Source organism: Georgenia subflava (assembly GCF_009193155.1).
Lineage (GTDB): Bacteria > Actinomycetota > Actinomycetes > Actinomycetales > Actinomycetaceae > Georgenia > Georgenia subflava.
Genome location: NZ_VUKD01000001.1, coordinates 1092848 through 1117935, shown reverse-complemented (window position 1 = coordinate 1117935; position 25088 = coordinate 1092848). Strand labels below are relative to the sequence as shown.

Here is a 25088-nt window from a genome sequence, read left to right as displayed (position 1 = left end):
GATCGACATGAACGAGACACCAACGACAACGGCACCGGCAGCGCCCGTGGGGCAGCTCCGCCGGATCTGGCCTTCGGTCGCCGGGGTCGGCTTCGCCGCCCTCGTCGGCATCGGCCTGACAGGCGGGGTGGAGCTCGCGCCGGTGCTCGCCGCGTCCGCGGTGGTCTACCTCGGCGCCGCCGCCGTGGGGAAGCCGGCTGCCGCCTGGCCCATGTTCTTCGCCACCGCGCTCGTCATCACGCTGGTGCGGCTGCTCCTCGACGAGCGCGTCGACGCAACCTGGTTCCTGCTCGGCGGCGCGGCTCTCCTGGCGGTCTACGGATTCCTGCGTGGTGGCCTCCGGCCCGCGCACGGACTGCCCCTGCAGAGCGTCGCGCTCGTCGGCTTCGGCGGCGCCGCCGTCGTTGCGACGGGCATCGATCCCGACCTCGGTGGATACCTTGTCGCCGCAGGCCTCCTCGGTCACGCCGCCTGGGACTTTCACCATCACCGGACGGAGAGGGTCGTCGCCCGTTCGCTGGCCGAGTTCTGCCTGGTGCTGGACACCGTCCTGGCGGTCACGATCGTGCTCGTGACCGTGACGTGAGAGTGACCCGCCGGGCCCGCGCCCGGCGGACCCGGGTGCCGGTCAGTTGAGGTCAGCGGGCCGGACCTCTCGTCCCGTCTCCGCCGCCTGGTAGATCGCGCACAGCAGGCGCACGGTCTCGACGGCGTCGTCCGCGTCGATCGGTGCCGGCTCGACGTTCTCGATCGCGGTGAGCACCTCACGCCACTGGGCGAGATGCCCGGCGTGGCCGATCGCGAGCGGGTCGGAGGCGCCGTTGTCTCGCAGGAGCATCTTCGGACCGGGCGGCGGCACGCCGGGCACGTCCCAATGGTGAATCTCCCCCTGACCGAGGACCACGGCGCCGCGCGACCCGTGCAACGAGATCGTGGCGGGCGAGCCGGGCGGCGTGGCCGTCGTCGTCGTCACGACCCCGAGCGCGCCGGACCTGAACCGCAACGTCGCCACGGTCGTGTCCTCGGCATCGATCGAGTGCGCGAGCGTGCCGTACTGAGCAGTCACCGACTCGACGGGCCCGCACAGCCAGCGCAGGACGTCGACGTTGTGGACGCCCTGGTTCATCAGCGATCCGCCGCCCGCCGCCATGGAGGAGCGCCACGTCGCCGCCCGGTAGTAGTCGTCGTCCCGGAACCAGTGCACGTGGGTGGTGGCGAGCCGGATCTCCCCGAGCGCCCCCTGCACCACTGCCGACTTGAGCAGCTCGTGCTCCGCCTCGAACCGCCGCTGGGAGATCATGGAGACGATGAGGTCCTTCTCCCTCGCGAGGCCGGCGATGCGGGCGGCATCTGGCACCGTGAGGGCGAGCGGTTTCTCGACGACGACGTGGCGCCCCGCCTCCAGCGCGGCGATGACGAGCTCGGCATGGCTCGCGCTGGGCGAGCAGATGGCCACCACGTCGACATCGGGGTGGTTGACCACCTGCTCGGCCGGGAGCTGCAGCGCCGGCCATTCGGGAAGCAGCAGCTCGTCGGTCAGGGTGCGTGACCCGCTGTACGCGACGAGCGCTGCTCGGGAACCGAGCTCGAGCAGGGCCCGCACGTGCAGCCTGCCGATGCTGCCCATCCCGACGACTCCGATCCCGATCGGGCTGGCCGTCATGGTCCTCCTTCTTCTGTGTGGTCCGGTCAGTCAGTGGTGTGCGTCGCGCCGAGCAGGTCCCGGACCCGTTCCGCCGCCTCGGTGAAGCGCGGGTCCTTGAGCGTCGTGCCGTAGTCACGCTCGGCAGGCAGGCCCGGGCTGAGGGTCTCGACGATGCGCCCCGGGCGGGGACTCATGACCACGATGCGACTGCCCAGGTAGACCGCCTCGGGCACGGAGTGCGTGACGAGGACGATGGTCGTGCCGGTCTCCCGCCACACCCGGTTCATCTCGATGTTCATGTGCTCGCGGGTCAGGGCGTCGAGCGCCCCGAACGGCTCGTCCATGAGCAGCACGCGCGGTTCGTGCAGCAGCGCGCGGCACAGCGCCACCCGCTGCTGCATCCCGCCCGAGAGCTCGTGCGGCAGCGCCTTCTCGAAGCCCGTCAGACCGGTCAGCTCGATGAGCTCGTTCACCCGACGCTCGGCGTGCTTCTTGTCCATCCCGCGCATCTCGGCCTGGAGGAGGATGTTCTTGCGGACCCCCCGCCACTCGAGCAGCGCCGAGCGCTGGAAGGCGAACCCGATGTCGCGCTGCGGTCCGGTGACCGGCTTGCCGTAGAGGCTCACCTTCCCGGCCGAGACGCGCGCGAGCCCGGCGATGATCCGCAGGAGGGTCGACTTGCCGCACCCGGACGGGCCGGCGATGGTGACGAACTCTCCCTCGCCGACGGTGAGCGAGACGTCGTCGAGCGCCACGGTCTCGGACCGCTTCGAGGTGAACTTCATCGTGATGCCGTCGACCTCGATGATCGGTCGGGGGTCCACCGTCCCAGCCGAGCGGGCCGGCTGGGTCTCCGTCATCACAGGCCCTCACCGAAGGAGGCGTCCCAGTAGAGCGTGGGGTCGACCTCCCCGTCGAAGTCGGTGTTCTCGGAGAGGAACGTCAGGGTGTCGGTCCACTGCTCCTCGGTGTTGACGCCGGGTGCAGCAGCCTCGTCGAGGTTGAGGAGGCCGATGGTGGCCTCGAGCTGCGCCGCCAGCACACTCTCCTCCGGGGCCTGCTCGGCACCCGCGGCCATGGCAGCCACGGCTGCCTCCTGGTTGTCGGCCGCCTCCTGGAACGACCGCGACGTCGCTCGGAACATGGCCTCGACGAGCTCCGGGTTCTCCTCGATGATCGAGTCGTTGGTCAGCAGGCCCGTGCCGAGCAGGTTCATGTTGAAGTCGGCGAACGGCAGCGCCTCGACCTCCTTGCCCGTCTGGTTCTCGATGGTAGGCGCCTGGTCGTGGTAGAAGCCCTGGATCGCGTCGACCTGGCCCTCGATGAGGGCAGCGATCTTGCCGGCCGCGTCGACGTTGACGACGTTGACGTCGGCGGGGTCGACCCCGTTGAGCTGGAGCCAGGCGGGGAACGTCCCGTACATGGCGTCACCGGGCGTGCCGCCGACCGTCTTGCCGACGAGGTCTGCGGGCTCCGTGATGTCCTGGTCGGCGAAGAACTCCACCGAGCTCGGTCCGGTCTGGAGGAACACGCCCACGCTCTTGACCGGCATGCCCGAGTTGATCCCGTTGGACAGCGGCGGCGTGTCCGCCCACCCGAAGTCGGTGTTGCCCTGGGCGACCTGCTGGACCGTGTTCCCGGACCCGTTGCCCGGCTGGATCGTGAGGTCGATGCCCTCCTCCTCGAAGAAGCCCTGCTCGACCCCGTAGTAGAACGGCGCGTGCTCGCCGTAGGGAACCCAGTTGAGGGTGACGCTCACCTCGGTGAGCTCGGCGGGGGCACCGCTCTCGCCGCCGCCGGCCGTGGCGTCGGCGTCCGCGTCTGCGTCGCCGCCTCCGGAGCATCCGGCGAGCACGAGGGCTGCGGCGGCGAAGGTGATTCCGTACTTGAGAGTGCGCATGGGGAGTCCTTTCGGTTTACGGCGTAGGGGTGCCGTGCGGTCGTGAGGGGTGGGGACGAGGTGGTTGTCGGGGGTGGGACGGGATCGGAGGGTCAGGACGCGGCGAGCATGAGGTTGCCGCGCCGCGACGCGTGCCAGGGGATGAGGATGTGCTCGGAGAGCTCGACGAGGACGAACAGGACGACGCCGATGAGCGACATGAGGATCAGGTCGGCGAAGAGCAACGGTGCGTCGAGGTTCCCGCTGGCGAGGAGGAGCACGTAGCCCAGGCCAGCATCCGCACCGACGAACTCGCCGACGACGGCACCGACGACCGCCAGCGTGACGGCCACCTTCAGGCCGGACATCAGCTGCGGGAGCGCTCCGGGGAACCGGATCTTCCGGAAAGTCTTCCAGCGGGAGGCGCCCATGGTCGCCGAGAGCTCGAGCAGCTCCGGGTCGACCGAGCGCAGTCCGGCCACCGCCGAGACGACGACAGGGAAGAACGCGATGAGGACGGCAAGCACGATCTTCGGCGTCATCCCGAACCCGAACCAGACGACGAGGATGGGCGCGATGGCGATCTTCGGGATGACCTGGGCGAAGAGGATGAGTGGGTAGAGCGACTTCTCGGCGGTCTTGGAGTACACGAGGACGACCGCCGTCGCGACGCCGATGACGGTGGCCAGCACGAAGCCGACGATGGTCTCCATCGTCGTCACCCAGGTGTGCTCGAGGAGCATCGCCCAGTCCTCGATCATCGTGTCCCACACCGCGCCGGGCGCAGGGATGAGCCAGGGCGCGACCATCTCGCGCCAGGCGACGAACCACCACACGGCGAACACCGCGAGCAGCACGGCGACGGGCCGCCAAGAGATGGAGAAGAGATGAAGCACTCTGCCCCAGAGCGTGGTCTCGGCCCGTGCCCGTGCTGTGGGCCCGCCGGTCACGGTCCCCGCTGGTGCGGCCGGGTCGGGTCGGACTTCCTGCGTAGTGCTCATCGGGAGTTCTCCGTCGTTGTCGGGGTGGCGGGTTCGAGGGCGTGGGGCGCGGCGTCGTCGGTCACCGGAGAGGCACCGCCACTGCGTCTGCGATCTCGGTGACGGCCTTCATCGCCTCGGTCGCAAGCTCGGGGCCGGTGAGCGCGGCGATGCCAGAGGTCGTGCCGGGGTGCGGCGAGAGGGCGAAAAAGCCGGTGAATCCGTCGGACCAGAGCGCACGGACGGTCTCGAGGATCTGCCCCTCGCCACGGTCGGTGAGGGCGACGGGCCCCGTGTCGCTCCTGGCGGCCCTGACGTGTATGTACTCCAGGTACGGCCGGAGCAGGTCGTAGCCGTCCGTGAACGGCCGCGAGCCGGACTCGACGAAGCCCGCCGGGTCCCAGGCCAGGGCGAGGTGCTCGGAACCCACCGACTCGACGACGTCGAGACAGCGCCCCGGGGTGTCGCCGTAGGTACCTGGACGGTTCTCGTGCAGGAGGACGAGGTTCGCACTCGCCGCGACGGCAGCCAGCGCCGTCAGGCGTCGCAGGACCTCGTCGCGACCCTTGCCGGCGTCCGCCGGGACTGGGATGAGGTGCGAGAAGATCCGGACGCAGGTCGACTCGAGCGCCTCCGCGACCCGCACCGCCCGCCGTACCCGGTCGAGGTCCTGGGTGAGGGAGAGGGCGCCGACCGGGGTCCCGATGCTCGACACCCGGAGGTTGTGCCGACGCAGGAGTCCGCGGAGGTCACGCACCTGGGCGTCGTCGAGGTCGAGCAGGTCGTTGCCCTGGAACCTGGAGAGCTCCACGAACCGCAGTCCGAGCTCGGCTGCCACCGCGAACTGCGTCTCGGGGTCGGGTGCCGTGTCGTCGGCGAAGCCGGCAAGCGTCCACATGTCGTCACCTCCTTCTCGTCTCGTGCGGCACCGATGCCGCTCCGGTCGTGATCGTGCGTGAGCCGGTGGCTGCCGGCCCGCGAGGGTGCGGGCCGGCAGCACCGCTCAGTAGCGCAGCTCGGCGAGGTTGCCGATGCTCCTGCAGGCGGAGGTCACACCGTCCGGCACAGGACGGTCGTGCTCCGTGAAGCCGTACTCGACGCCCGCGAGCTTCGCGTGGGCGAAGATCTCGGCGAAGTCGATGGTTCCCTCACCGACGTCGGCGAAGGAGCCGTCCGCGGCGAGGTCCTTGAGGTGGAGGAGCTCGAACCGGCCCGGGTAGGTCTGGAACAGGTCGACCGCGTGGGCGCCGACGCTGGCGGCCCAGTACACGTCGAGCTCCATGGTGACGAGCTCCGGGTCCGTCTCCCGGACGAGGACGTCGTAGCCGGTGATCCCGTCCTCGACGGTCTCGAACTCGTAGCCGTGGTTGTGGTAGGCGACGGTGATGCCCTCGTCCTGGAGCTTCGCGCCCACCTCGTTGAGGATTGCCGCGGTCTCCGAGTAGTCCTCGAGCGTCCAGCTGCTCGATCCGGAGATGCGCACGTACTTGGCCCCGATGGCGTGGGCCTCGGAGATGACGAGGTCGAGGTCGTTCTCGAGGTTGTCCTGGCTCACCCCCAGCGAGGGAACGCTCAGCCCGGCTGCGTCGGTGAGCGGAGCGAGCGTCTCGGCGGTGTACCCGTAGAAGTTGCCGGCCCGGCCGGACGGCTCGATGTTCTGGAAGCCGCAGGTGGCGAGGGCGTCCAGCGTGCCGACCGCGTCGGTCGGCATGGTGGCACGGACGGTGAAGCCCACGAGGCCGATCTTGGACAGGTCGACGGACCGGGTGCCGGTCACCGGGTGCGGCTTGCCGACCTCGGACCGGGCTGCCGCGTCGAGCACGTCGGAGCGCTCGGCCTGGGTCAGAACGTCGTCCCGGACGAGCGTCCGGGTCACGGAGCCGACCGTGCTCACGAACTGCCCGTGATTCGTGAAGGGGGCGCCCGACATAATCTCGTCCATGACGGTGCAGCCGTCGCCGGTGTCGTAGTTCGGCACGTCAGACTCTCCGGCGCCCACCCCGAAGAAGACCGACGCCTCGGACGTGTAGCCGTAGGCGCACTGGTCTGTCTCCACCGCACCGGCGGCGGAGGAGACGAGCGGAATGGTCAGGACACCGGCCAGGCCGGCGAGGAGCCAACGCGCTCGAGGGCGCGCTGAAGGACGTGAAATGCGTTCCATGGGGCTAGGCCTCTCCGTCGAGGTCGAGAGATGGGACGTGCGGAATGCGCTTTCAACAGCGCCATGGCAAGGTTCGGTCAGTCGGCAACGATGAGCAACGGGTTGCCATATGTTGCATCGACTGTCCGAAGCGCTACGATTCGGCCGGCATCTGGCCGAAACCGCCGTTGAGAACTTCATGCCAATCACGGCCGGACCCCTGACCTCTCGCATCTCGGTCGACGGCTACTCGGCAGGGCACAACCAGACGGAGGATCTGGTCCACGCACGCTCCCGGACCCACCTCCTCACTCTGATGAGAGCGGCGCCTCGATACGCAGCGTGCAGGCCAGCGCCTCATCGCTCAGGATCGCGTCGACCGAGGACTTCCGCGCGTGTGCATACTTCGTTCGCAGTTCGTCGTCGATGAGACGTTGCACGTCGTCGTCGGCTGGGACGTACGTCGTGCTCACGGGCTCGCGCGGCAGGTCGAGCGCGGCGTCGCGGTCACGCTCCGCGACGGCGCCGTCACCCATCGCAACTGCCACCGGCCGGCCCGCCCGCACGTGCCGGTACCACCAGGAGCCGTCACCGAACGCCGAGCGGACGTAGGGCACGCCGTCGACGACGACGGACCAGATGGGTGTCGCGATCGGCGCACCGCCGGACCTGGTGGTCACGACGGCGACAACCTGGGTCTGATCCAGCAGCTCCACCACGTCCTCGAAACCCATGCTGCACTCCTCCGCACCGAATCCGGCATCCGTGGACGGCCGCATGGCGGCCCTTTCCGAGAGTCAACCAGTTCCCGCCGCTACCGCGAGCCCGGGCCACCGCCAGATCATCGAATCGGGCACCTGTCGCAAAGATCCGGACAGGTTGGCGTCCGGGGAGGCGAGAATGTCGGAGGCGCGTGAATGTTGTCGCTTCTGTGTACCCCGATCGGGCCGAAGAGGAGCATAGAGCCGGCCTCCGCGCCACCGGCCCCAGGAGGACAGAGCGATGACCACGGTGACCTGCGACCTCTCGATCTCGGTCGACGGCTACTCGGCAGGGCACAACCAGACCGAGGAGCGCCCGTTCGGCGAGGACGGCGCAGACGGCTGGGGCGACAGACTGCATGCCTGGATGTTCGAGACCCCGGACGAGAACCGCGTCGAGGTCGACCGGATGGCAGCTGCGCGTGCATTCGTCATGGGACGCAACATGTTCGGCCCCGTGCGCGGCGAGTGGGATCGGGAGTGGAACGGCTGGTGGGGTGACGATCCACCGTTCCACGCCTCGGTGTTCGTCCTCACCCACTACCCGCGCGATCCGCAGCCGATGGACGGCGGGACGACCTTCCACTTCGTCACCGACGGCATCGAGTCCGCACTGCGGCAGGCTCGCTTCGCAGCGGGGGACGGCGACGTCTCGATCCAGGGCGGCGCTTCGACCATCAACCAGTACCTCTCCGCAGGCTTGATCGACGAGCTCCGGCTCCACATCGTGCCGTTGACGCTAGGTGCGGGCACGCGCTTGTTCGACGGTGTACCGCCATTGGATCTTGAGCAGGTGGCGTCACGGTCGGCGACTGCAGTCACGCACGTGACCTATCGCGTCCTGTCCTGACCTGACCGCGGCGCACCCGCTGGCTGCAACAGCACATCTGCCCGGTTCTCCAGCGCACTGTCGCCGTCGGTGGGCAGAACGTTGATGACGCGGGCTGCGACGGCTATCGCGCCATGTCGACGAACCGCGAGTAGTGGCCTTGGAAAGCGACGACGATCGTGTCGGTCGGCCCGTTGCGGTGCTTGGCCACGATGATGTCTGCCTCGCCGGCGCGCGGCGATTCCTTCTCGTAGGCGTCCTCGCGGTGCAGGAGCATGACGACGTCCGCATCCTGCTCGAGGCTGTTGTGGACGGCAATACCGTTCGCGATGAAGTTGTGGCTCCCGGCGACGGTCGCGTCGAAAACCTGCTCGTCGCCCTCCGGCACAACGTCGAGCACAACATCCCAGAGCACATCGTTGGTCGCTGTGAGGTCCATCGCCTCCCGGTCGAGAACGTCGGCGACCACCTTCAAGGTTGACGCGCCGTCACGGGTCGAGTCGCTAACATCCGAGCGCTCAAGGAACCGGGCGATCTCCGACCAGGGCGCGCTGCCGACGCTCATCGGCATGTCCGAACCCTCTTGCGCGAGTCGGGCTCTGGCCGCGCCGTTGAACCACCGGCTCAGAATCCTTCGGTCTTCCGCGTCCGGAACATCGAGCTGCCACCCAGAGCGGTTTCTCGCCACTTCCGAGTGCACGCCGAACCGGAGAAGCAGCCGCGCGACGCCGTCGAGGAACTCGCGCGACGTAGCGAGGAAACGCGCATCGCCGGAGTCGTCCGCTAGCAGACTGAGGAAGAGTGCCAGTTGCCTCTTCGGGAACGAGAACACGTCGTCAGGGATCTCGCATTCGCGGGAACGGCTGAGTCCGCGCGCCAGCTCGCGAACCTGCCCCTCGTCGCAATCGAGTTCGAGCGAGGGTGCGGGAACGTGGCGAGGGACACCGATACGAGCGCCGGCTTTCAGAGCCTCCAGCGGAGACCATCCCTCGTACGTGAGGAACGGGTGGTTGCCAGTGGCAGTGATCTCCCGGCCAGAAGCGAGCTTCATCCGGAAGACGGGCTTCACGCCGGTGCTGAACACCGATGTGATGTGCCGGCGAACGTACTTGAGCCGCTCGTCGAGAGCCCACACCGGCACGTCCTTCTCACCGGACACGAAGAGCTCGCCCATCGTGACCTCAGCACCGGTGTCGGCCCGCATCACGCGCGTATCAGCAGTCAGGCAGCCCGACTCGCGAAGGTCACTCATCATCGGCTTCTTGTCCGTGCGCTGCTCGGGACCGCGGTTCAGCTGCGCGACGGCGATGACCGGAACCTCGAGCTCCTTCGCCAGCAGCTTGAGCGCACGGGAGAACTCCGAGACCTCCTGCTGGCGCGACTCGACACGCTTGCCCGAGCTCATCAGCTGCAGGTAGTCGACCACCACGAGCCGCAGGTCGTGCTTCTGCTTGAGTCGCCGGCACTTGGCGCGGATCTCCATCAGTGACATGTTCGGGCTGTCGTCGATGAACATCGGCGCCTCGGAGACCCGGCTCATGGCAGTCGCCATCCGCGTCCAGTCCTCCTCACGCATGGTGCCCTTACGCATGTTCTGCAGCGGCACCTGCGCCTCGGCCGAGAGCAGGCGCATCGTGATCTCGGTGCGCCCCATCTCCAGGGAGAAGATGACTGAGGTCAGACCGTTCTTGATAGAAGCCGACCGGCAGATGTCCAGGGCGATGGTCGAGTTGTGTGTCGGGATCATCGATCGGGACGCAAGGTACAGGTGGCTGGGGTGGTCGATCTGGACGCACCGCACCGGAACACTGGGCACCGGGCGAACATCGGTGATGAACCGCGACGTCCGTCGAGGTGTGCCACGTCGGCGCCGCTCCTTGTGAACGAGCTTCTTGCGTTCGAGCGCGAACACCTCGTCGTCGGTGGTGAATGTGATGGTGTGTGCGACCGATGTCCGGGCTGAACGTCCCTTCACGGCCTTCCGCGACCAACCTGCGCGGTAGCCGAGGCTGCTGACCAGCTCGAAGAAGTCGGATGCGAGCCGTTCGTCAGTTACCGCGAACTGGACTGACCCGGTGGGGTTGACTGTGCCGTCCGTGTCGAGCAGTCCAGCGAGGAGATCACGCCTCTGCCCCACGCTGCCGCGCAAGTAATCGATCGGAATGTGCTTGTTGTTGAGCACGCCGGTCTTGCGCAGGAGTGCCTGCATACTGCCGTGGTCAATCCAGCACTTCTTGCACAGGCCGGACCCGGAACTCTCAGCACCACATTCGCGACAGGCCGGGCGAACCTTGGGAAGGTGAAGGAGCTTCCTCTTGCCACCACAGGATCGGCCGCATGTCCGCACGTGCGCTTGCTTGGGAGTAAAACGCTCCCCGCAAACATCGCACTGACGCTCCTGGAGGACTGGTTGGGGGAGCAGGCCTATCGAGTAGAGCAGCCTCCCCGACTGCGGTCTGACCTCGTACCCCGCCGCTTCGACGCGGACCGCGATCTCGGGATCAGCCGAGGTAAATCGCGCACCGGCGCTGTGCCCGTCGCCGAGCCAGACTCCCATCACATAGGGATCGATCAAGAGGTCCCGTTCAGGGAGCTCGAGCGGCTTGGTGTTGACAACGCAGTGATTGAGACGCCGATCTGCGGTGTCACACCGTAACGTCTCGGCGATGTGCTCAGTCGTGGCGACGGTCGCGAACGTCCGCTGGTGCTGATACCGGTTGTACTTCACCGCCGCGGCTTGGGCCGACTTCCGCGAGGCGCGTGTCTCGGTCAGCCACTGGTGCTGCGCGTCCGCGACGATGATCGTGCCGTCGTCGAACGTGATCTCGTAGCAGGGCCGGTCGGTCATGACCTCAGTTGCTGCCACGACCTTGGTCGGCGTCCCGTCCGCGGCGATCAGCTCATCGCCGACCCGCACATCGCCCATGGTCGTCCAGCCGCTCGGCGTGGGCAGGGGCGTGTCGAGCGCCAGAGCCTTACCGATGGCCGGTCGGGCCGCGATGATGATCATCTGGCCGCCGTGCAGGCCGTTGGTCAGGGCGTCGAGGTCGGCGAAGCCGGTGGGCACCCCGATCATGCCCTCGCCGCGGTCGGCGGCGTGCTCGATCTCCTCCATCGTCGGGTTGATCGTGTCGCGCAACGGCACGAAGTCCTCGCTCGTGCGCCGCTCGGTGACGGCGTAGACCTCGGCCTGGGCGTTGTTGACCAGGTCGTCCACGTCGCCACCCTCGGTGGCGTAGCCGAGCTGCACGATCCGGGTGCCGGCCTCGACCAGCCGCCGCAGCACCGCCTGCTCGCGCACGATCCGGGCGTAGTAGCCGGCGTTGGCGGCGGTCGGCACCGAGGAGATCAGCGTGTGCAGGTAGGGCGCACCGCCGATACGGGCGATCTCGCCGCGCTTGGTCAGCTCCGCCGCCACGGTCACGGCGTCGGCGGGCTCGCCGCGGCCGTAGAGGTCGAGGACCGCCTCGTAGATCATCTCGTGCGCGGGCCGGTAGAAGTCGTTGCCGCGCAACTCCTCGACGACGTCGGCGATGGCGTCCTTGGAGAGCAGCATGCCGCCGAGGACGCTCTGCTCGGCCGCGACATCCTGCGGCGGGGTCCGGTCGAAGCCCTCCCGGCTGGTCGTCGCCCGCTCCTCCGCGATGGTCACGCGACCAACCTCCTTCTCGACGCCCTCAGCACACTTCTACCGCCCGCCACCCACAAAGGCGGCGGGACCAGCGCCATCCTGCGCCCACGCGAAGGTACGTCGCCGGGGCCGTCCCCAGGAAATCCCTCCTGTGCACGGGTCGGACCTATCCTGTGGATCGGCTGTGGACCCCATCCACCTCGTTGTGCACAGGTAGTGGACAACTCTGTGGGTAACACCCGTGGGATTCCTTGCTTCAGGCCGGAGACGATCCCCACAGGCGTGCACATGCTGTGGACAGAAAGAGGAACCCAGATCCGTGGACGACACTCCCGGCGCACCCGACAACCCTGAAGAAGTACCTGAGGCTCCACGTCCCCGACGCTCGCTCGACCGACAGATCCTCACCCTGGCGATCCCGGCGCTGGGTGCGCTGGTCGCCGAGCCGGTGTTCATCCTGATCGACTCCGTCATGGTCGGTCACCTGGGGACCGCCGAGCTCGCCGGCCTGTCGCTGTCGTCGACGCTGCTGACCACCGCCGTCGGGATCTTCGTCTTCCTCGCGTACGCCACCACGGCAGCGACCGCCCGACTCGTCGGCGCGGGCGACCGCGCGGCGGGGGTCTCGGCAGGTATCGACGGCATGTGGCTCGCGCTCCTGCTGGGGCTGCTCACCACGGCCGTCGCGATCGTCGGCGCACCGTGGGTCGTGACCGCCATGGGTGCCCCGGAGTCGGTCGTCCCGCACGCCGTCGACTACCTGCGGTACTCGGCCCCAGGGATGCCGGGAATGCTGCTCGTCCTGGCCGCGACCGGCACGCTGCGCGGCCTGCTGGACACCCGCACCCCGTTCGTCGTCGCCGTGGCCGGCGCCCTGTCCAACATCGCCCTCAACGCCTTCTTCATCTACGGCCTCGACATGGGGGTGGCCGGGTCCGGGCTCGGCACCGCCCTCGCCCAGACCGGCATGGGGGTGGCGCTGATCCTCGTCGTGCTCCGCGGCGCACGCGGCATCGGCGTCGACCTGCGGCCGCACCTGGGCGGCATCGTCGCCGCCGCCAGGGCAGGCACCCCGCTCATGGTGCGCACCCTCACCCTGCGCGGTGCGATCCTCGCCACCGTCGCCGTGGCCACGTCGCTCGGCGCCGTCTCGCTGGCCGCACACCAGGTCGTCAACGTCATGTGGGGGCTGGCCGCCTTCGCCCTCGACGCCCTCGCCATCGCCGCGCAGGCCATGATCGGCAACGGCCTCGGGGCCGGCGACGTCGGTCGGGTCCGCGCGGTCATGCGCCGCTGCCTCCAGTGGGGCACCGGCGCCGGCGCCGTGATCGGCCTGCTCTTCGCCGCCGGCGGCTGGTTCCTCGCACCGCTCTTCACCGCTGACCCCGACGTGCGCGTCGCGGCGGCGGTCGCGCTGGCCGTCTCGGGAGCCTGCCTGCCCATCGCGGGCTGGGTCTACGTGCTCGACGGCGTCCTCATCGGCGCCGGCGACGGGCGCTACCTCGCATGGGCAGGCCTCGTCACGCTCGTCGTCTACCTGCCCCTCGCCTGGGCGGTCCACGCCTGGGCGCCGGACGGCGCGGCGGGCCTCGCCTGGCTCTGGGCGGCGTTCGGCGGGGCGTTCATGCTCTCCCGTGCCGTGACCACGGGCCTACGAGCGCGCGGCACGCACTGGATGGTGCTCGGCGCGGGACGATAGCGGCGCCCAGCCCGCTCAGTGCGACTGGACCACGCAGAACTCGTTCCCCTCCGGGTCGGCCATCACCGTCCACCGGGCTCCGTCGTCGTGGTCGTCCAACCGGGTGGCTCCGAGGCGGACAAGGCGCTCGACCTCGTCCTCGCGGTGGCCGGCCTCGAGGTCGAGGTGCACCCGGTTCTTGGCCAGCTTGCCCTCGGGGACGGCGAAGAAGAGATACGACTGACCCGCGCCCGTGACGGCGGCGAACTCCGCCGTCGCACCCTCGTGGACCGCCAGGCCGAGCGCCTCGGCCCAGAACCCGGCGAGGCGGGCGGCGTCACCGGCGTCGAAGGTCACAGCGTGGGGAGTCAGTGCCATGGGCACACGGTACTTGTGAGTCGGCGCTGGGCGGCGTCCACCGCGCGGCCGTGGACGGGTCGCCCCTCGTGACCGGGGCCAGCGGACATCGCCGCGCCCCGGGACGTCCTTCGAGGGCACGGCTGGGCAGGGCACCGAGGGATGCCACACGCCCCTCGCGGCCGGTCCCGTCGCTGCGGTCTGGTGAGACGCCGACGGCCCGGCCCCCGTGAGGGGACCGGGCCGGGCGGTGACTTACGGCCCCGGCCGGCTCGCGCCGTCGGGACCGCCGTGCGTCACTTGGCGGGGACGACCTTGACGTCGACCGTGGCCTGGACGTCCTCGTGCAGCCGCACGTGGACCTTGTGCTCACCGAGCGACTTGATCGGGGCCGGGACCTCGATCTTGCGGCGGTCGAGGTCCGGACCGCCCGCGGCCTTGACGGCCTCGGCGATGTCCGTGGTGGTCACGGCGCCGAAGAGGCGGCCGGTGTCGCCGGAGCGGACGGCGACGGTGACCGGGGCGGCCTGGAGACGGTCGCGCACGTCGCGGGCCTCCTCGATCGTGTGGATCGCGCGGGACTTGCGCGCGGCCTGGATCTGGTCGACCTGCTTCTGGCCGCCCTTGGTCCAGCGCGTGGCCAGGCCACGCGGGACGAGGTAGTTACGGGCGTACCCGTCCTTGACCTCGACCACGTCGCCGGCGGCGCCGAGCCCGGAGACCTCGTGGGTCAGGATCAGCTTTGCCATGTCTGCCTCCCTAGCCTCAGCGAGCCGAGCTCGAGTACGGCAGCAGGGCCATCTCGCGGGCGTTCTTGACGGCCTTCGCGATGAGTCGCTGCTCCTGGACGGACACGCCGGTCACGCGGCGGGCGCGGATCTTGCCGCGGTCGGAGATGAACTTCCGCAGCAGCGCCGTGTCCTTGTAGTCCACGTTCTCGATCTTGGCCGACTTGAGCGGGTTGGCCTTCTTCTTGGGCTTGCGAAGAACAGGCTTCGCCATAGTGATGCTCCTCATTCCGAGCGCGACGCCAGCAGGCGCGCGCGCAAAGTCTTGACTTAGAAGGGCGGCTCGTCGTTGAAGGCGCTCGAGCCGCCGCCCGTGGCCCAGGGGTCGTCGGCCTGGCCGCCGCCGGGGGCGTTGCCGCCACCCTGCTGGCCGCCGTAGCCGCCGCCCTGGTTGCCACCGCCGTAGCCACCCTGGCCACCCTGGCCGCCGCCACCGAAGCCGCCGCCACCGCGCTGCGAGCGGGTGACCTTGGCGGTGGCGTAACGCATGGAGGGACCGACCTCGTCGACCTGCATCTCCACGACCGTGCGCTTCTCGCCCTCGCGGGTCTCGAAGGAACGCTGGACCAGCCGGCCCTGCACGATCACGCGGGTGCCCTTGGTCAGCGACTCGGCGACGTTCTCCGCGGCCTCGCGCCAGACCGAGCAGCGCAGGAACAGGGTCTCCCCGTCCTTCCACTCGTTCGCCTGACGGTCGAAGGTGCGCGGCGTGGACGCCACGGTGAAGCTGGCCACGGCCGCACCCGACGGGGTGAAGCGCAGCTCGGGGTCCGCCGTCAGGTTCCCGACGACGGTGATGACGGTCTCGCCTGCCATGTGTGTGCTCCCTGGTGGTTCAGGTGGTGCTCACCGAGCGAGGCTCAGTGGGCGTCCGGGCGGATGAGCTTGGTGCGCAGGACGGCCTCGTTCAGGCCGAGCTGGCGGTCGAGCTCCTGGGCGACCTCCGGCGTGGTGGTCATGTTGACCACGGCGTAGATGCCCTCGGAACGCTTCGCGATCTCGTAGGCAAGACGACGCTTGCCCCAGATGTCGACGTTCTCGACGGTGCCGTCGGTCTTGACGACCGAGAGCAGCTTGTCGAGCGACGGGGCGACGGTGCGCTCGTCGACCTCCGGGTCGAGGATGATCATCAGTTCGTACTGACGCATGCTTGTTACCCACCTCCTCTGGACTAGGCGGTCACGGTCTCTCCGTGACAGGAGGGCTGCAGCGTGCGGTCCCCTCACGGGCACGGGTGTGCACATGGTGGGGACCAACGGGCAACACTACCGTAGCCAGCCGACGCCGGGCGTCGCGAGCCTCGTCACACTCCCTGTGGACGACGCCGGAACCTGCGCTCCGGCGTCGTCCCGGGGTGTGCGGGGTCAGCTGGTGACCTCGGCCCACCAGTCGGCCCAGTCGTCGCGCCCGACCGCCTGACCGGCCGGGTCCTCCGAGCCGGGCGGCTCGGCCTGACCGTCCCCGGGCGGCTCGGTGGGCGGGAGCGGCAGGCCTGGTTCCGTGGTGGGCTCCGGGGTCGGCGCCGGAGTGGGAGTCGGTGCGGGCGTCGGGGTGGGCGTCGGGGTGGGGCTCGGCGTCGGGGTCGGGGTCGGCTCCTCCGTGGGCTCCTCGGTGGTCGGCTCCTCCGTCGGCTCCTCGGTGGTCGGCTCCTCGGTGGGCTCCTCCGTCGTCGGCTCCGGCGAAGGCAGCTCGGGCTGGGAGCGCTCGGGGAACTCCTGGACCTCCATGCCCTCGGTGGCCACGAGCATGTAGTCGCGCCAGATCTCGGCCGGGAACTGCCCGCCGCCGATGAACGGGGTCCCGCCGAACCCCGTGAGCGCCTCCTCGCCGCCGTCCTCGCCGACCTGGTACATCGACACCACCGTCGCGAGCTGGGGGATGTAGCCGGCGAACCCGGCGGACATGAGGCCGTTCGAGGTGCCGGTCTTGCCCGCGGCGGGACGGTCGAGGACGTTCGCCACCCGGGCGGTGCCCTCCTCGATCACCTGCGTCATCGCGTAGGTGGCGTCCGCCGTGACCTGCGGGTCGAAGACGCGCTCGCCCTCGTTGCCGCCGGTGTACGTGACGTTGCCGTCCCCGTCGCGCACCTCGGCGACGATGTACGGGTTGTGCCGCACGCCCTGGGCGGCGAAGGTGCTGTACGCGCGGGCGAGGTCAATCGCCCGCGGCGACGACGGGCCCAGCACGTTGGAGGGGTCCGCGGTCAGGCCCGGCGTGTCCTCCGGGATGCCCGCCGCCACGGCCGCCTCGAGCGTCGCCTGCGGGCCGACGTCGACGTTGAGCTGGACGTAGGCGGTGTTGATCGAGTTCTCCGTCGCCTCGACGAGGTCGACGAGGCCGTGGCCGCGGAAGTCGTAGTTGCGGACCGTGTACCCGTCGATGTCCATCGGCGACGGCGACGTGTAGGTCGTCTCCAGCGGCATGCCCTGCTGCAGGGCCGCGGTCAGCGTGAACGGCTTGAACATCGAACCGGCCTGGGCGCGGTCCTGCGTGGCGTTGTTGCGTGGCTTGGAGACGTAGTCGGCGCCGCCGTACAGGGCGACCACTCCGCCGGTGCTCGGGTCCATCGAGACCAGGGCGACGTGGTTGTTCTCCGGCCGGTCGTCGGGCAGGTTGTCCACGGCCTGGACGGCGGCGTCCTGCTTCGCCTGGTCGATCGTCGTGACGATGTCCAGACCGAGGGTGTCGATCTCCTCCTCGGTCAGGCCCGCCGAGGCGACGAGCTCGTCGCGCACCATGGTGAGCAGGTAGCCGTTGGGGCCGCCGTAGATGTTCTCGGTGTTCGGTGCGACCGTCTCCGGGAAGACGGCGGCGGAGCGCTCCTCCTGGGTGATCCAGCCGTCCTCGAGCATGAGGTCGAGCACGCGGTTCCACCGCTGCTCGGCACGCTCGGGGTTGACCGCCGGGTCCCAGTTGCTCGGGGAGGGGATGATCCCGGCGATCAGCGCGGACTCGGAGATCGTCAGCTCGGTGGCGGGCTTGTCGAAGTACGCCTGCGCGGCCTGCTCGATGCCGTACGCGCCGCGGCCGAAGTAGATCGTGTTGAGGTAGTTCTCGAGGATCTCCTCCTTCGTCTGCGACTGGTCGATCTTGAGCGCGAGGATGGTCTCCTTGAACTTGCCGAGGTAGCTGGTGGTGGTGCCCACGTAGTACCGCTCGACGTACTGCTGGGTGAGGGTGGAGCCACCCTGGGTGGGCAGGCCGCGCACGTTGTTCCACAGGGCGCGCACGAGACCCTTGGGGTCGACGCCGTTGTTCTCGTAGAAGCCGCGGTCCTCGGAGGCGATGACCGCCGCGGAGACGTGCTCGGGCAGCGTGGAGACGTCGATGATCGTCCGGTCGACCTCCGAGAACGAGCCCATCGGAGTCTCGCCGTCGGCGTAGTAGACGGTGGTCGACTCGGCCAGGGCGAAGTCGTCCGGCTCGGGGACCTCGGTGGTGGCGTAGGCGGCGATGAACACGCCGACGGCGAGCGCGATGCCCGTCAGTGCGACACCGAGCACGACCCGCCAGCTGGGCAGCCAGCGCATGACCGGGCCCTTGCCCGACCGTGGGTAGTCGAAGAAGCCCTTCTTCTTCGCCGGTGCCCGGCGGCCCTTCGAGGCCGTGCGCCCGGCGGGGGCCGAGCGCTTGCCCGTGGAGCGGTTGGGGGTGCGTGCCACGCGGGTATGCCTTTCGCCGTGCCGCACCCTCGGACGATCCGCTGGCGCGGTCTGTGCGTGCCCCGGCTGGCGGCCGTCGCGGGGCGAGGGCCGGTGGTCGCCGGATACAGATCCGCCCTTCAGTATGGGGCAGGGTACTGGGAGCCGTCTTCACCAGGCATGGAGTGCGGTGCGACTCACAGGTGCGCACGCGGGCGCTCGCCCGTCGCCCGCGCGGATCTACGCCGGCGTCGCCACTCGTCCCCGCGCTGCCGTTCCCGCCACTGCCGTTCCGTCACTGCCGTTCCGCCACCCGTCCCGTCACTGCCGTTCCGCCACTCGTCCCCGCACTGCCGTTCCGCGGTGGACCGGTTGTCGGGGCGCTTCCCGATATTCCGTGTCGTGGCGACTTCGCTCCTTCGTCTGGCAGGGTCTCGCTTCTTCGCTTGCTCCGGCTCCTGCTCCCTCGTTTCGTCGGGCGCTCGCGCTGCTTCGCTTCCGCGGGCGCTCCTACTCCCTCGTCAGGACGCTCCCGCTCCTTCGATTGGTCGGGCTCCAGCTCGTTCGTCACCTGCGCCGTGCCGGCACGCCCCGTCCGTAGGTGATGCGCTGATATATCGATGCGATATATTGCTGCGCTATCGGATCCGGAGCGGCAAGGTCTCCGGGCAACACAGGCGGGGAGGACGTCGGTGAGCGCACGCGGGCAGGTTCTCGAGCTGGCCATCCTCGGCCGGCTGCGCGAGGCGCCCATGCACGGGTACGAGCTGCGCAAGCACCTCAACGCCACCCTCGGGGCATTTCGCACCCTGTCCTACGGCTCGCTCTACCCGGCACTTCGCTCGCTCACCGAGCGGGGACTGATCTCCGCCGCGGAGACCACCGAGACGGCCGCGACAGTCACGCGGCCACTGACCGGGCGGCGTGCCCGGATCGTCTACGAGCTCACCGATGCGGGCCGCACGCACCTGGAGGGTTCCCTGTCCTCGGCCGGACCCGGCGCGTGGGAGGACGACGCCTTCGACGTCCGGTTCACGCTCTTCGGGAGCACCGACGCCACCACGCGGCTGCGCATCCTCGAGGGCCGGCGGGCGCGGATGGTCGAGCGCCGCGAGGCGATGCGGCAGTCGTTCGGCCGCACCTCGCGGCGGATGGACAGCTACACGGCCGAGCTGGCCCGACACGGCCTCGAGCAGGTCGAGCGCGAGGTGCAGTGGCTCGAGCGAGTCATCGACACCGAGCGAGGGACCCGGGGCGCCCTCGACTACGGCCGCATCAACCCCGCACAGACCCCGGCAAGCACGACGACCCGCGCGGACGCCCTCGGCGCACCCGCCTCAAGTGATGCATCACCAACGAACAAGGAGCAAGCATGAGTGCTATCCGTGTCGCCGTCGTCGGCGTCGGGAACTGCGCGTCCTCGCTGGTCCAAGGCGTGCACTACTACGCCGACGCCGACCCCGAGAGCACCGTTCCCGGCCTGATGCACGTCCAGTTCGGCAACTACCACGTCCGTGACATCGAGTTCGTCGCCGCGTTCGACGTCGACGGCAAGAAGGTCGGCAGCGACCTCTCTGAGGCCATCAACGCCTCCGAGAACAACACCATCAAGATCTGCGACGTCCCGCCGCTGAACGTCCCGGTCCGCCGGGGTCCCACGCTGGACGGGCTTGGCAGGTACTACCGCGAGACGATCGAGGAGTCGACGGCCGAGCCGGTCGACGTCGTCGGCGTGCTGCGGGAGACCGAGGCGGACGTCATGGTCTGCTACCTGCCCGTGGGTTCCGAGGACGCCGCGAAGTACTACGCGCAGTGCGCCATCGACGCTGGTGTCGGCTTCGTCAACGCCCTTCCGGTCTTCATCGCCGGCACCCAGGAGTGGGCGGACAAGTTCACCGCCGCCGGGGTGCCGATCGTCGGTGACGACATCAAGTCCCAGGTCGGCGCGACCATCACGCACCGGGTCCTGGCGAAGCTCTTCGAGGACCGCGGCGTGGTGCTGGACCGGACGTACCAGCTCAACGTCGGCGGCAACATGGACTTCAAGAACATGCTCGAGCGCGACCGGCTCGAGTCCAAGAAGATCTCCAAGACCCAGGCCGTGACCTCCAACGTGAAGCACGACCTCGGTGCCAAGAACGTGCACATCGGCCCGTCGGACTACGTCCAGTGGCTCGACGACCGCAAGTGGGCCTACGTCCGCCTCGAGGGGCGCGCCTTCGGCGAGGCGCCGCTCAACCTCGAGTACAAGCTCGAGGTCTGGGACTCCCCGAACTCCGCGGGCATCATCATCGACGCCCTCCGTGCGGCGAAGATCGCGATGGACCGCGGCATCGGCGGCCCGCTGCTCTCGCCGTCCAGCTACTTCATGAAGTCCCCGCCGGAGCAGCGCGCCGACGACCTGGCCCGCGAGTCGGTCGAGGCGTTCATCGCCGGCGACATCGAGCGCTGAGCCGCTCCACCGCCGCAGCCGGCCCCGTCACCTTCGTGGCGGGGCCGGCGCGTATCTCCCGCCGTCAGGCGCCGGCATCGTGACCAGGGCTACGTGCCGGCATCAGTCCCCGGCGACGGGGCCAGCGCCAGTTCCTAGGTGACGCGCCGGCGGCCGCCGCCCCGATCGGTGAGGAAACGGTGCGACTATCGCATCGATCTCTCACCGATGACGCGCCGGCGCCACAGCCGGGCACTCAAAGTAGGCAGTCGAGCCCTCTGTCCTGTGCCTTCGCTCGAGGTTCCAGGTCCGCGCCGTGCGGTCTACGCACTAACCGCCGTTGGCCGTCCTTGGTGAGGAAACGGTGCGCCTATCGCATCGATCTCTCACCGATGACGACGGGCGCCACTGGCGAGCACTCAAATTAGGCAGTCGGGCCCGCACCGCCGCAGCCCACCGCCCCATCCACCCTGCGTGAGCGCCGCGGCAACCTGCGCCGCGGTCCGGCACGGAGTGACCGCGACGTGCGTCCACCGGTACCGAAGTGTCCGGACCCCGCGCTCGATCAGGGTCGCGTTGTCGCGCCAGGTGTCGGAGGCGGTCCGCCCGCCGGGGTGCGCGAGATTGCCGTCCAGCTCCACGCGCACGCCGTATCGGGCGTAGCTGACGTCCGCCCTGACGAACCGGCCACCGACCCTGTCACGAACCTGAAGGGCACTTCTCGGCAAGCCGTGCGCCCGCTCGACGTCGCGACGGAAGCGGCGTTCCAACGGTGACTCGATCCCGGAGCGAACCTCGGCGAGGAGCTCGTCGAGGAGGCTCCGCCGAGCGAGGCGACGCCTGCCGACCGCCGCGCGCGCGATCTCGTCCAGGCTGATCCTGGCGCGCCGGGCGTCACACAGCAGTGCGATGGCGGCGTCGGCGCCGGTGATCGACTCCCAGAGGTCGAGGACGGTCTCCGGTGGATGCACCGTGCGCAGTCCGCCGTAGCTGTCCGGCATCACCCTCCGCAGGTGCACCCTGAGTCCACGCTGAGTGGCAACTCGCCGTCGCCACGGCACACTCACCTCGACGATGCGCGGCTCTTTTCCGATCAGGCCCCAGTGGAAGGCGGCCGCCGTGTGGCTGAGCGCCGCGCCCTCGCCGCAGTAGACCAGTGCCGCCCGGGCTCGTGTCATCCAGCGCATCGTGCCCGTGTGGACGACGGCGATGCCCGGGTAGGGGCTCTGCCATACGCCGCGTCGGACCTGGGCGGCCAGGAAGCCAGGCGGACAGCCGAGCTCGACGAGCTGCTTCCTCGAGACGACCTGGTTGCCGTACCGGGCGAGGTGGGCGATCTCGGTCCTGGTCACCATGCCGGCAAGGGATGCTGCCGGATCACGAGGCGTGCGACGACCGGTTCAAGGCTGTGGACAACCCTGTGGAGATTCGTGTCATCCCCTCACCGTTGCCGGAGGTGAGCTGTCGACCGGCGAGCGGGGCTGGCGAACGGCGCCCGCGCGAGCCTCAGCTGCGTGCCCGCATCACGGCCTTCCGCACCTCCTCGACCCACAGCACGGAGGAGGCGACGACCGCCGCGAGCGCCCACTGACCGGCGCTCAGCGCCGTCGTGTCGAAGAGCCCCTGGAGGAAGGGCACGTACACCACGGCCACCTGCAGCAGCAGGATGGCCGCGAGCGAGAGCCACAGGATCCGGTTGGTGAACGTGTGCCGGGAGAACACGGACTCGTCGCGGCCGCGGACGTTGAGCAGGTTGAACACCTGGAAGAGCACGAACGTGGTGAACGCCAGCGTGCCTGCCTCCGTCGCCACACCGGGCGCCGGCTCCTCGCCGGGCGTGAGCGCGAGCACTGCCAACGTGCCGGCGGCCATGACGACGGCCGAGAGGACGATGCGCAGCACCCGGGCGCGGGTGAGGATCGGTTCGCCCACCGGTCTGGGCGGCCGGTGCATGACGTCGTCCTCCGCTCGGTCGAGCCCGAGGGCCATCGCCGGCGGGCCGTCCATGATGATGTTGACCCACAGCACCTGCAACGCCGTGAACGGGGCGCCCCCGGCCAGCCCGATGACGCCGGCGGTGAGGAAGATGATCACGAAGCCCCACGCGGTGGCGATCTGGAACCGCACGAACTTCACCACGTTGTCGTAGATCCCGCGGCCCTCGCGCACGGCGGCGACGATGGTGGCGAAGTTGTCGTCGGTGAGGATCATCCTCGCCGCGCCCTTGGACACCTCGGTCCCGGTGATGCCCATCGCGATGCCGATGTCGGCCTCCTTCAGCGCCGGGGCGTCGTTCACCCCGTCACCGGTCATGGCCACCACCGAGCCGTCCGCGCGCAGTGCGTCGACCATGCGGATCTTGTGCTCGGGACTCACCCGCGCCAGCACCCCGTAGCCCGCGGCGGACCCGCGCAGCTGCTCGTCCGACGTCTTCTCCAGCTCGGCGCCGGTCACCGACTCGCCTTCGATGCCGAGGTCCGCGGCGATCGCGGACGCCGTGCCCACGTGGTCGCCGGTGATCATGTGGACGGCGATGCCGGCCTGCCGCGCCTGCGTGATGGCGTCGCGCGCCTCCGACCGAGGCGGGTCGACGATGCCCACCAGGGCCAGCAAGGTCAGCTCCCGGACCTGCCCGTCGAGCTCGGCAGGGTCGGCGGCGACGTCGGGATCTATCTCCTCCGCCGCGAAGTCGCGCTGCGCGACCGCCATGACCCGCAGCCCGCGGGCACCGATGTCCGCGTTGAGGTCGTCGAGCCGGGCGCGCTGGGCGTCGTCGAGCGGTACCGGACCATCGGGGGTGTCGACCCACGCCGAGCGGCCGAAGACGACGTCCGGACCGCCCTTGACCAGCATCCGCAGCCCAGAGCGGTCCTCCGGCGCCAGTCCCCGGGCCCACTCCGCGGTGGCGCTCTCGGATGCGGCGGCCTCCCAGCGGTGGAGCGTGGCCATGTACTTCCGGCTCGAGTCGAAGGGGACCTCGGCGGCCCGCGGCCAGTCACGGCGGGCGGCGTCGACGTCGAGCCCGGCCTTGGCGGCGAGCACCACGAGCGCACCCTCGGTCGGGTCGCCGACGAGCTCGCCGTCGTGCACCTCGGCGTCGGCGGCAAGTGCCATGGCGAGCAGGGCGGCGCGCACGTCCGGCGCCGGCTCCTCGCCCGTCACGCGGATCTCGCCGTCGGTGCCGTAGCCCTCGCCGGAGACCTCGAAGACGCGCTGCTCGGCGAACAGCACCCGCGCGGTCATCTGGTTGAGGGTCAGCGTGCCGGTCTTGTCCGTGGCGATGTGCGCCGTCGACCCGAGCGTCTCAACCGAGGACAGGCTCTTGATGATCGCGCCGCGCCGGGCCAGCCGCGAGGCGCCCATGGCGAGCGTGAAGGCGACCACCGCGGTCAGCCCCTCGGGGATCGTGGCGACTGCCAGCGAGACCGCCGTCAGGAAGAGGTCCTCGAGCGCCGCGCCCCGCAGCAGCCCGAGGACGAACACGATGAGCACCACCACGCCGGCGACGACGCTCAGCAGCTTGGCGAGCTGGGCGATGCGGCGCTGGAGCGGCGTCGTCTCCTGCCCGGCGGTCCCGAGCATCCCGGCGACACGGCCGATCTCGGTCCCCATCCCGGTCGCGGTGACGACCATGACGCCGCGACCGCGGGTGACCTCCGTGCTCATGAAGCCCATGCCGTCCCGGTCGCCCAGCGCGGAGTCGGCCTCGTCGATCGCGTCGGCGTTCTTCGGCACCGGGGCCGACTCGCCCGTCAGGGCGGACTCCTGCACCTCCATGCCGGCCGTCTCGAGCAGGCGCCCGTCGGCCGGCACGACGTCGCCCGCCTCGAGGAGGACGACGTCGCCGGGCACCAGGTGCTCGGCGTCGACCTCGCGGACCTGCCCGTCACGACGCACCCGGGCCCTCGTCACCGTCATGTCCTGGAGGGCCTGCAGGTTGGACTCCGCGCGCTGCTCCTGGACGAGGTTGAGCACGGCGTTGAAGACCACCACCACGAGGATGACGATCGGGGTCTCGAGCTCGCGGGAGACCACGGCGCTGACGACGGCGGCGATGAGGAGCACCACGGTCATCGGCTCGGTCAGCAGCGCGAGGACCCGGCGCCACAGCGGGGTGGCGGCGTCCTCGGTGAGCTCGTTGGGGCCGTGCTCGTCCAGGCGCCGTCCGGCCTCCTCCGTGGTGAGACCGCGGCGCGGGTCGACGTCGAGCTCGCGGGACACCTCCGACGGCGCCACGGTGTGCCAGGCCGGCGCCCCGGACTCGTCGCTTTCGAGCGAGCCTCTGCTCGTGCCTGCGCTCATCGGCGATCCTCTCGGTGCTCCGGGTG

At 69.7% G+C, this 25088-nt stretch carries 21 protein-coding genes; 5 read left to right on the top strand and 16 right to left on the bottom strand.

Annotated features, from left to right (window positions below; all coding sequences use genetic code 11):
• Nucleotides 1-7: 7 nt before the first annotated feature.
• The gene (locus GD748_RS05035; protein ID WP_152194037.1) at nt 8-586 is read left to right on the top strand and encodes a hypothetical protein; all 579 of its coding nucleotides are present in this window, start codon (nt 8-10) and stop codon (nt 584-586) included.
• A 42-nt stretch (nt 587-628) separates the two neighbouring features.
• Here GD748_RS05035 and GD748_RS05030 read toward each other — a convergent pair whose 3' ends face one another.
• From GD748_RS05030 to GD748_RS05000, 7 genes are all read right to left on the bottom strand, one after another.
• Nucleotides 629-1663 carry a Gfo/Idh/MocA family protein gene (locus GD748_RS05030; protein WP_152194036.1) on the bottom strand — a complete coding sequence of 345 codons (1035 nt, stop codon included), beginning with the start codon at nt 1661-1663 and terminating at the stop codon, nt 629-631.
• 26 nt (nt 1664-1689) lie between these two features.
• The gene (locus GD748_RS05025) at nt 1690-2505 is read right to left on the bottom strand and encodes an ABC transporter ATP-binding protein (protein ID WP_152194035.1); all 816 of its coding nucleotides are present in this window, start codon (nt 2503-2505) and stop codon (nt 1690-1692) included.
• Nucleotides 2505-3545, bottom strand: a complete 1041-nt coding sequence (locus GD748_RS05020) for an ABC transporter substrate-binding protein (protein ID WP_152194034.1) — start codon at nt 3543-3545, stop codon at nt 2505-2507. The genes GD748_RS05025 and GD748_RS05020 overlap by 1 nt, the downstream gene beginning before the upstream one ends.
• A gap of 92 nt (nt 3546-3637) precedes the next feature.
• Nucleotides 3638-4525 (bottom strand): ABC transporter permease, encoded by an 888-nt coding sequence (locus GD748_RS05015; RefSeq protein ID WP_152194033.1) that lies wholly within the window; start codon nt 4523-4525, stop codon nt 3638-3640.
• Between the two features lie 61 nt (nt 4526-4586).
• Nucleotides 4587-5402 carry a sugar phosphate isomerase/epimerase family protein gene (locus GD748_RS05010; RefSeq protein WP_152194032.1) on the bottom strand — a complete coding sequence of 272 codons (816 nt, stop codon included), beginning with the start codon at nt 5400-5402 and terminating at the stop codon, nt 4587-4589.
• A 105-nt stretch (nt 5403-5507) separates the two neighbouring features.
• The gene (locus GD748_RS05005; protein WP_152194031.1) at nt 5508-6665 is read right to left on the bottom strand and encodes a sugar phosphate isomerase/epimerase family protein; all 1158 of its coding nucleotides are present in this window, start codon (nt 6663-6665) and stop codon (nt 5508-5510) included.
• 287 nt (nt 6666-6952) lie between these two features.
• Nucleotides 6953-7378 carry a DUF2255 family protein gene (locus GD748_RS05000; RefSeq protein ID WP_193312816.1) on the bottom strand — a complete coding sequence of 142 codons (426 nt, stop codon included), beginning with the start codon at nt 7376-7378 and terminating at the stop codon, nt 6953-6955.
• Between the two features lie 268 nt (nt 7379-7646).
• Here GD748_RS05000 and GD748_RS04995 point away from each other — a divergent pair, with 268 nt between their 5' ends.
• Nucleotides 7647-8255, top strand: a complete 609-nt coding sequence (locus GD748_RS04995) for a dihydrofolate reductase family protein (protein ID WP_152194029.1) — start codon at nt 7647-7649, stop codon at nt 8253-8255.
• A gap of 103 nt (nt 8256-8358) precedes the next feature.
• On the opposite strand, the gene dnaB is transcribed toward GD748_RS04995, so the two are convergent.
• Complete coding sequence (dnaB, locus tag GD748_RS04990; RefSeq protein WP_152194028.1) at nt 8359-11886, bottom strand: replicative DNA helicase; 3528 nt, start codon at nt 11884-11886, stop codon at nt 8359-8361.
• A 298-nt stretch (nt 11887-12184) separates the two neighbouring features.
• Between dnaB and GD748_RS04985 the strand changes: the two genes are divergently transcribed.
• Entirely contained in the window at nt 12185-13564 is a 1380-nt protein-coding gene (locus GD748_RS04985; RefSeq protein ID WP_152194027.1) for an MATE family efflux transporter, read from the top strand.
• 15 nt (nt 13565-13579) lie between these two features.
• Here GD748_RS04985 and GD748_RS04980 read toward each other — a convergent pair whose 3' ends face one another.
• From GD748_RS04980 to GD748_RS04955, 6 genes are all read right to left on the bottom strand, one after another.
• Complete coding sequence (locus tag GD748_RS04980) at nt 13580-13921, bottom strand: VOC family protein (protein WP_152194026.1); 342 nt, start codon at nt 13919-13921, stop codon at nt 13580-13582.
• A gap of 275 nt (nt 13922-14196) precedes the next feature.
• The gene (gene rplI, locus GD748_RS04975) at nt 14197-14649 is read right to left on the bottom strand and encodes a 50S ribosomal protein L9 (RefSeq protein ID WP_152194025.1); all 453 of its coding nucleotides are present in this window, start codon (nt 14647-14649) and stop codon (nt 14197-14199) included.
• 16 nt (nt 14650-14665) lie between these two features.
• Nucleotides 14666-14902 (bottom strand): 30S ribosomal protein S18, encoded by a 237-nt coding sequence (gene rpsR / locus GD748_RS04970; RefSeq protein WP_043503716.1) that lies wholly within the window; start codon nt 14900-14902, stop codon nt 14666-14668.
• A gap of 56 nt (nt 14903-14958) precedes the next feature.
• A complete protein-coding gene (locus GD748_RS04965; protein WP_152194024.1) occupies nt 14959-15504 on the bottom strand; it encodes a single-stranded DNA-binding protein in 546 nt (181 codons plus the stop codon).
• A gap of 44 nt (nt 15505-15548) precedes the next feature.
• A complete protein-coding gene (gene rpsF / locus GD748_RS04960) occupies nt 15549-15836 on the bottom strand; it encodes a 30S ribosomal protein S6 (RefSeq protein WP_152194023.1) in 288 nt (95 codons plus the stop codon).
• 216 nt (nt 15837-16052) lie between these two features.
• Nucleotides 16053-18350, bottom strand: a complete 2298-nt coding sequence (locus tag GD748_RS04955; RefSeq protein ID WP_152194022.1) for a transglycosylase domain-containing protein — start codon at nt 18348-18350, stop codon at nt 16053-16055.
• Between the two features lie 671 nt (nt 18351-19021).
• Between GD748_RS04955 and GD748_RS04950 the strand changes: the two genes are divergently transcribed.
• A complete protein-coding gene (locus tag GD748_RS04950) occupies nt 19022-19705 on the top strand; it encodes a PadR family transcriptional regulator (RefSeq protein ID WP_193312815.1) in 684 nt (227 codons plus the stop codon).
• Nucleotides 19702-20781, top strand: a complete 1080-nt coding sequence (locus GD748_RS04945; RefSeq protein WP_152194020.1) for an inositol-3-phosphate synthase — start codon at nt 19702-19704, stop codon at nt 20779-20781. The genes GD748_RS04950 and GD748_RS04945 overlap by 4 nt, the downstream gene beginning before the upstream one ends.
• A 398-nt stretch (nt 20782-21179) precedes the next feature.
• On the opposite strand, the gene GD748_RS04940 is transcribed toward GD748_RS04945, so the two are convergent.
• Together GD748_RS04940 and GD748_RS04935 are read right to left on the bottom strand one after the other, a co-directional pair.
• Nucleotides 21180-22115 carry a hypothetical protein gene (locus tag GD748_RS04940; RefSeq protein WP_152194019.1) on the bottom strand — a complete coding sequence of 312 codons (936 nt, stop codon included), beginning with the start codon at nt 22113-22115 and terminating at the stop codon, nt 21180-21182.
• 151 nt (nt 22116-22266) lie between these two features.
• Nucleotides 22267-25062 carry a cation-translocating P-type ATPase gene (locus GD748_RS04935; RefSeq protein WP_152194018.1) on the bottom strand — a complete coding sequence of 932 codons (2796 nt, stop codon included), beginning with the start codon at nt 25060-25062 and terminating at the stop codon, nt 22267-22269.
• Between the last annotated feature and the right edge of the window lie 26 nt (nt 25063-25088).

Coding starts and splice junctions, on each gene's coding strand:
- GD748_RS05035 (WP_152194037.1), top strand. CDS start 8: ATGAACGAGACACCAACGACAACGGCACCGGCAGCGCCCGTGGGGCAG.
- GD748_RS05030 (WP_152194036.1), bottom strand. CDS start 1,663: ATGACGGCCAGCCCGATCGGGATCGGAGTCGTCGGGATGGGCAGCATC.
- GD748_RS05025 (WP_152194035.1), bottom strand. CDS start 2,505: ATGACGGAGACCCAGCCGGCCCGCTCGGCTGGGACGGTGGACCCCCGA.
- GD748_RS05020 (WP_152194034.1), bottom strand. CDS start 3,545: ATGCGCACTCTCAAGTACGGAATCACCTTCGCCGCCGCAGCCCTCGTG.
- GD748_RS05015 (WP_152194033.1), bottom strand. CDS start 4,525: ATGAGCACTACGCAGGAAGTCCGACCCGACCCGGCCGCACCAGCGGGG.
- GD748_RS05010 (WP_152194032.1), bottom strand. CDS start 5,402: ATGTGGACGCTTGCCGGCTTCGCCGACGACACGGCACCCGACCCCGAG.
- GD748_RS05005 (WP_152194031.1), bottom strand. CDS start 6,665: ATGGAACGCATTTCACGTCCTTCAGCGCGCCCTCGAGCGCGTTGGCTC.
- GD748_RS05000 (WP_193312816.1), bottom strand. CDS start 7,378: ATGGGTTTCGAGGACGTGGTGGAGCTGCTGGATCAGACCCAGGTTGTC.
- GD748_RS04995 (WP_152194029.1), top strand. CDS start 7,647: ATGACCACGGTGACCTGCGACCTCTCGATCTCGGTCGACGGCTACTCG.
- GD748_RS04980 (WP_152194026.1), bottom strand. CDS start 13,921: ATGGCACTGACTCCCCACGCTGTGACCTTCGACGCCGGTGACGCCGCC.
- rplI (WP_152194025.1), bottom strand. CDS start 14,649: ATGGCAAAGCTGATCCTGACCCACGAGGTCTCCGGGCTCGGCGCCGCC.
- rpsR (WP_043503716.1), bottom strand. CDS start 14,902: ATGGCGAAGCCTGTTCTTCGCAAGCCCAAGAAGAAGGCCAACCCGCTC.
- GD748_RS04965 (WP_152194024.1), bottom strand. CDS start 15,504: ATGGCAGGCGAGACCGTCATCACCGTCGTCGGGAACCTGACGGCGGAC.
- rpsF (WP_152194023.1), bottom strand. CDS start 15,836: ATGCGTCAGTACGAACTGATGATCATCCTCGACCCGGAGGTCGACGAG.
- GD748_RS04945 (WP_152194020.1), top strand. CDS start 19,702: ATGAGTGCTATCCGTGTCGCCGTCGTCGGCGTCGGGAACTGCGCGTCC.
- GD748_RS04940 (WP_152194019.1), bottom strand. CDS start 22,115: ATGGTGACCAGGACCGAGATCGCCCACCTCGCCCGGTACGGCAACCAG.
- GD748_RS04935 (WP_152194018.1), bottom strand. CDS start 25,062: ATGAGCGCAGGCACGAGCAGAGGCTCGCTCGAAAGCGACGAGTCCGGG.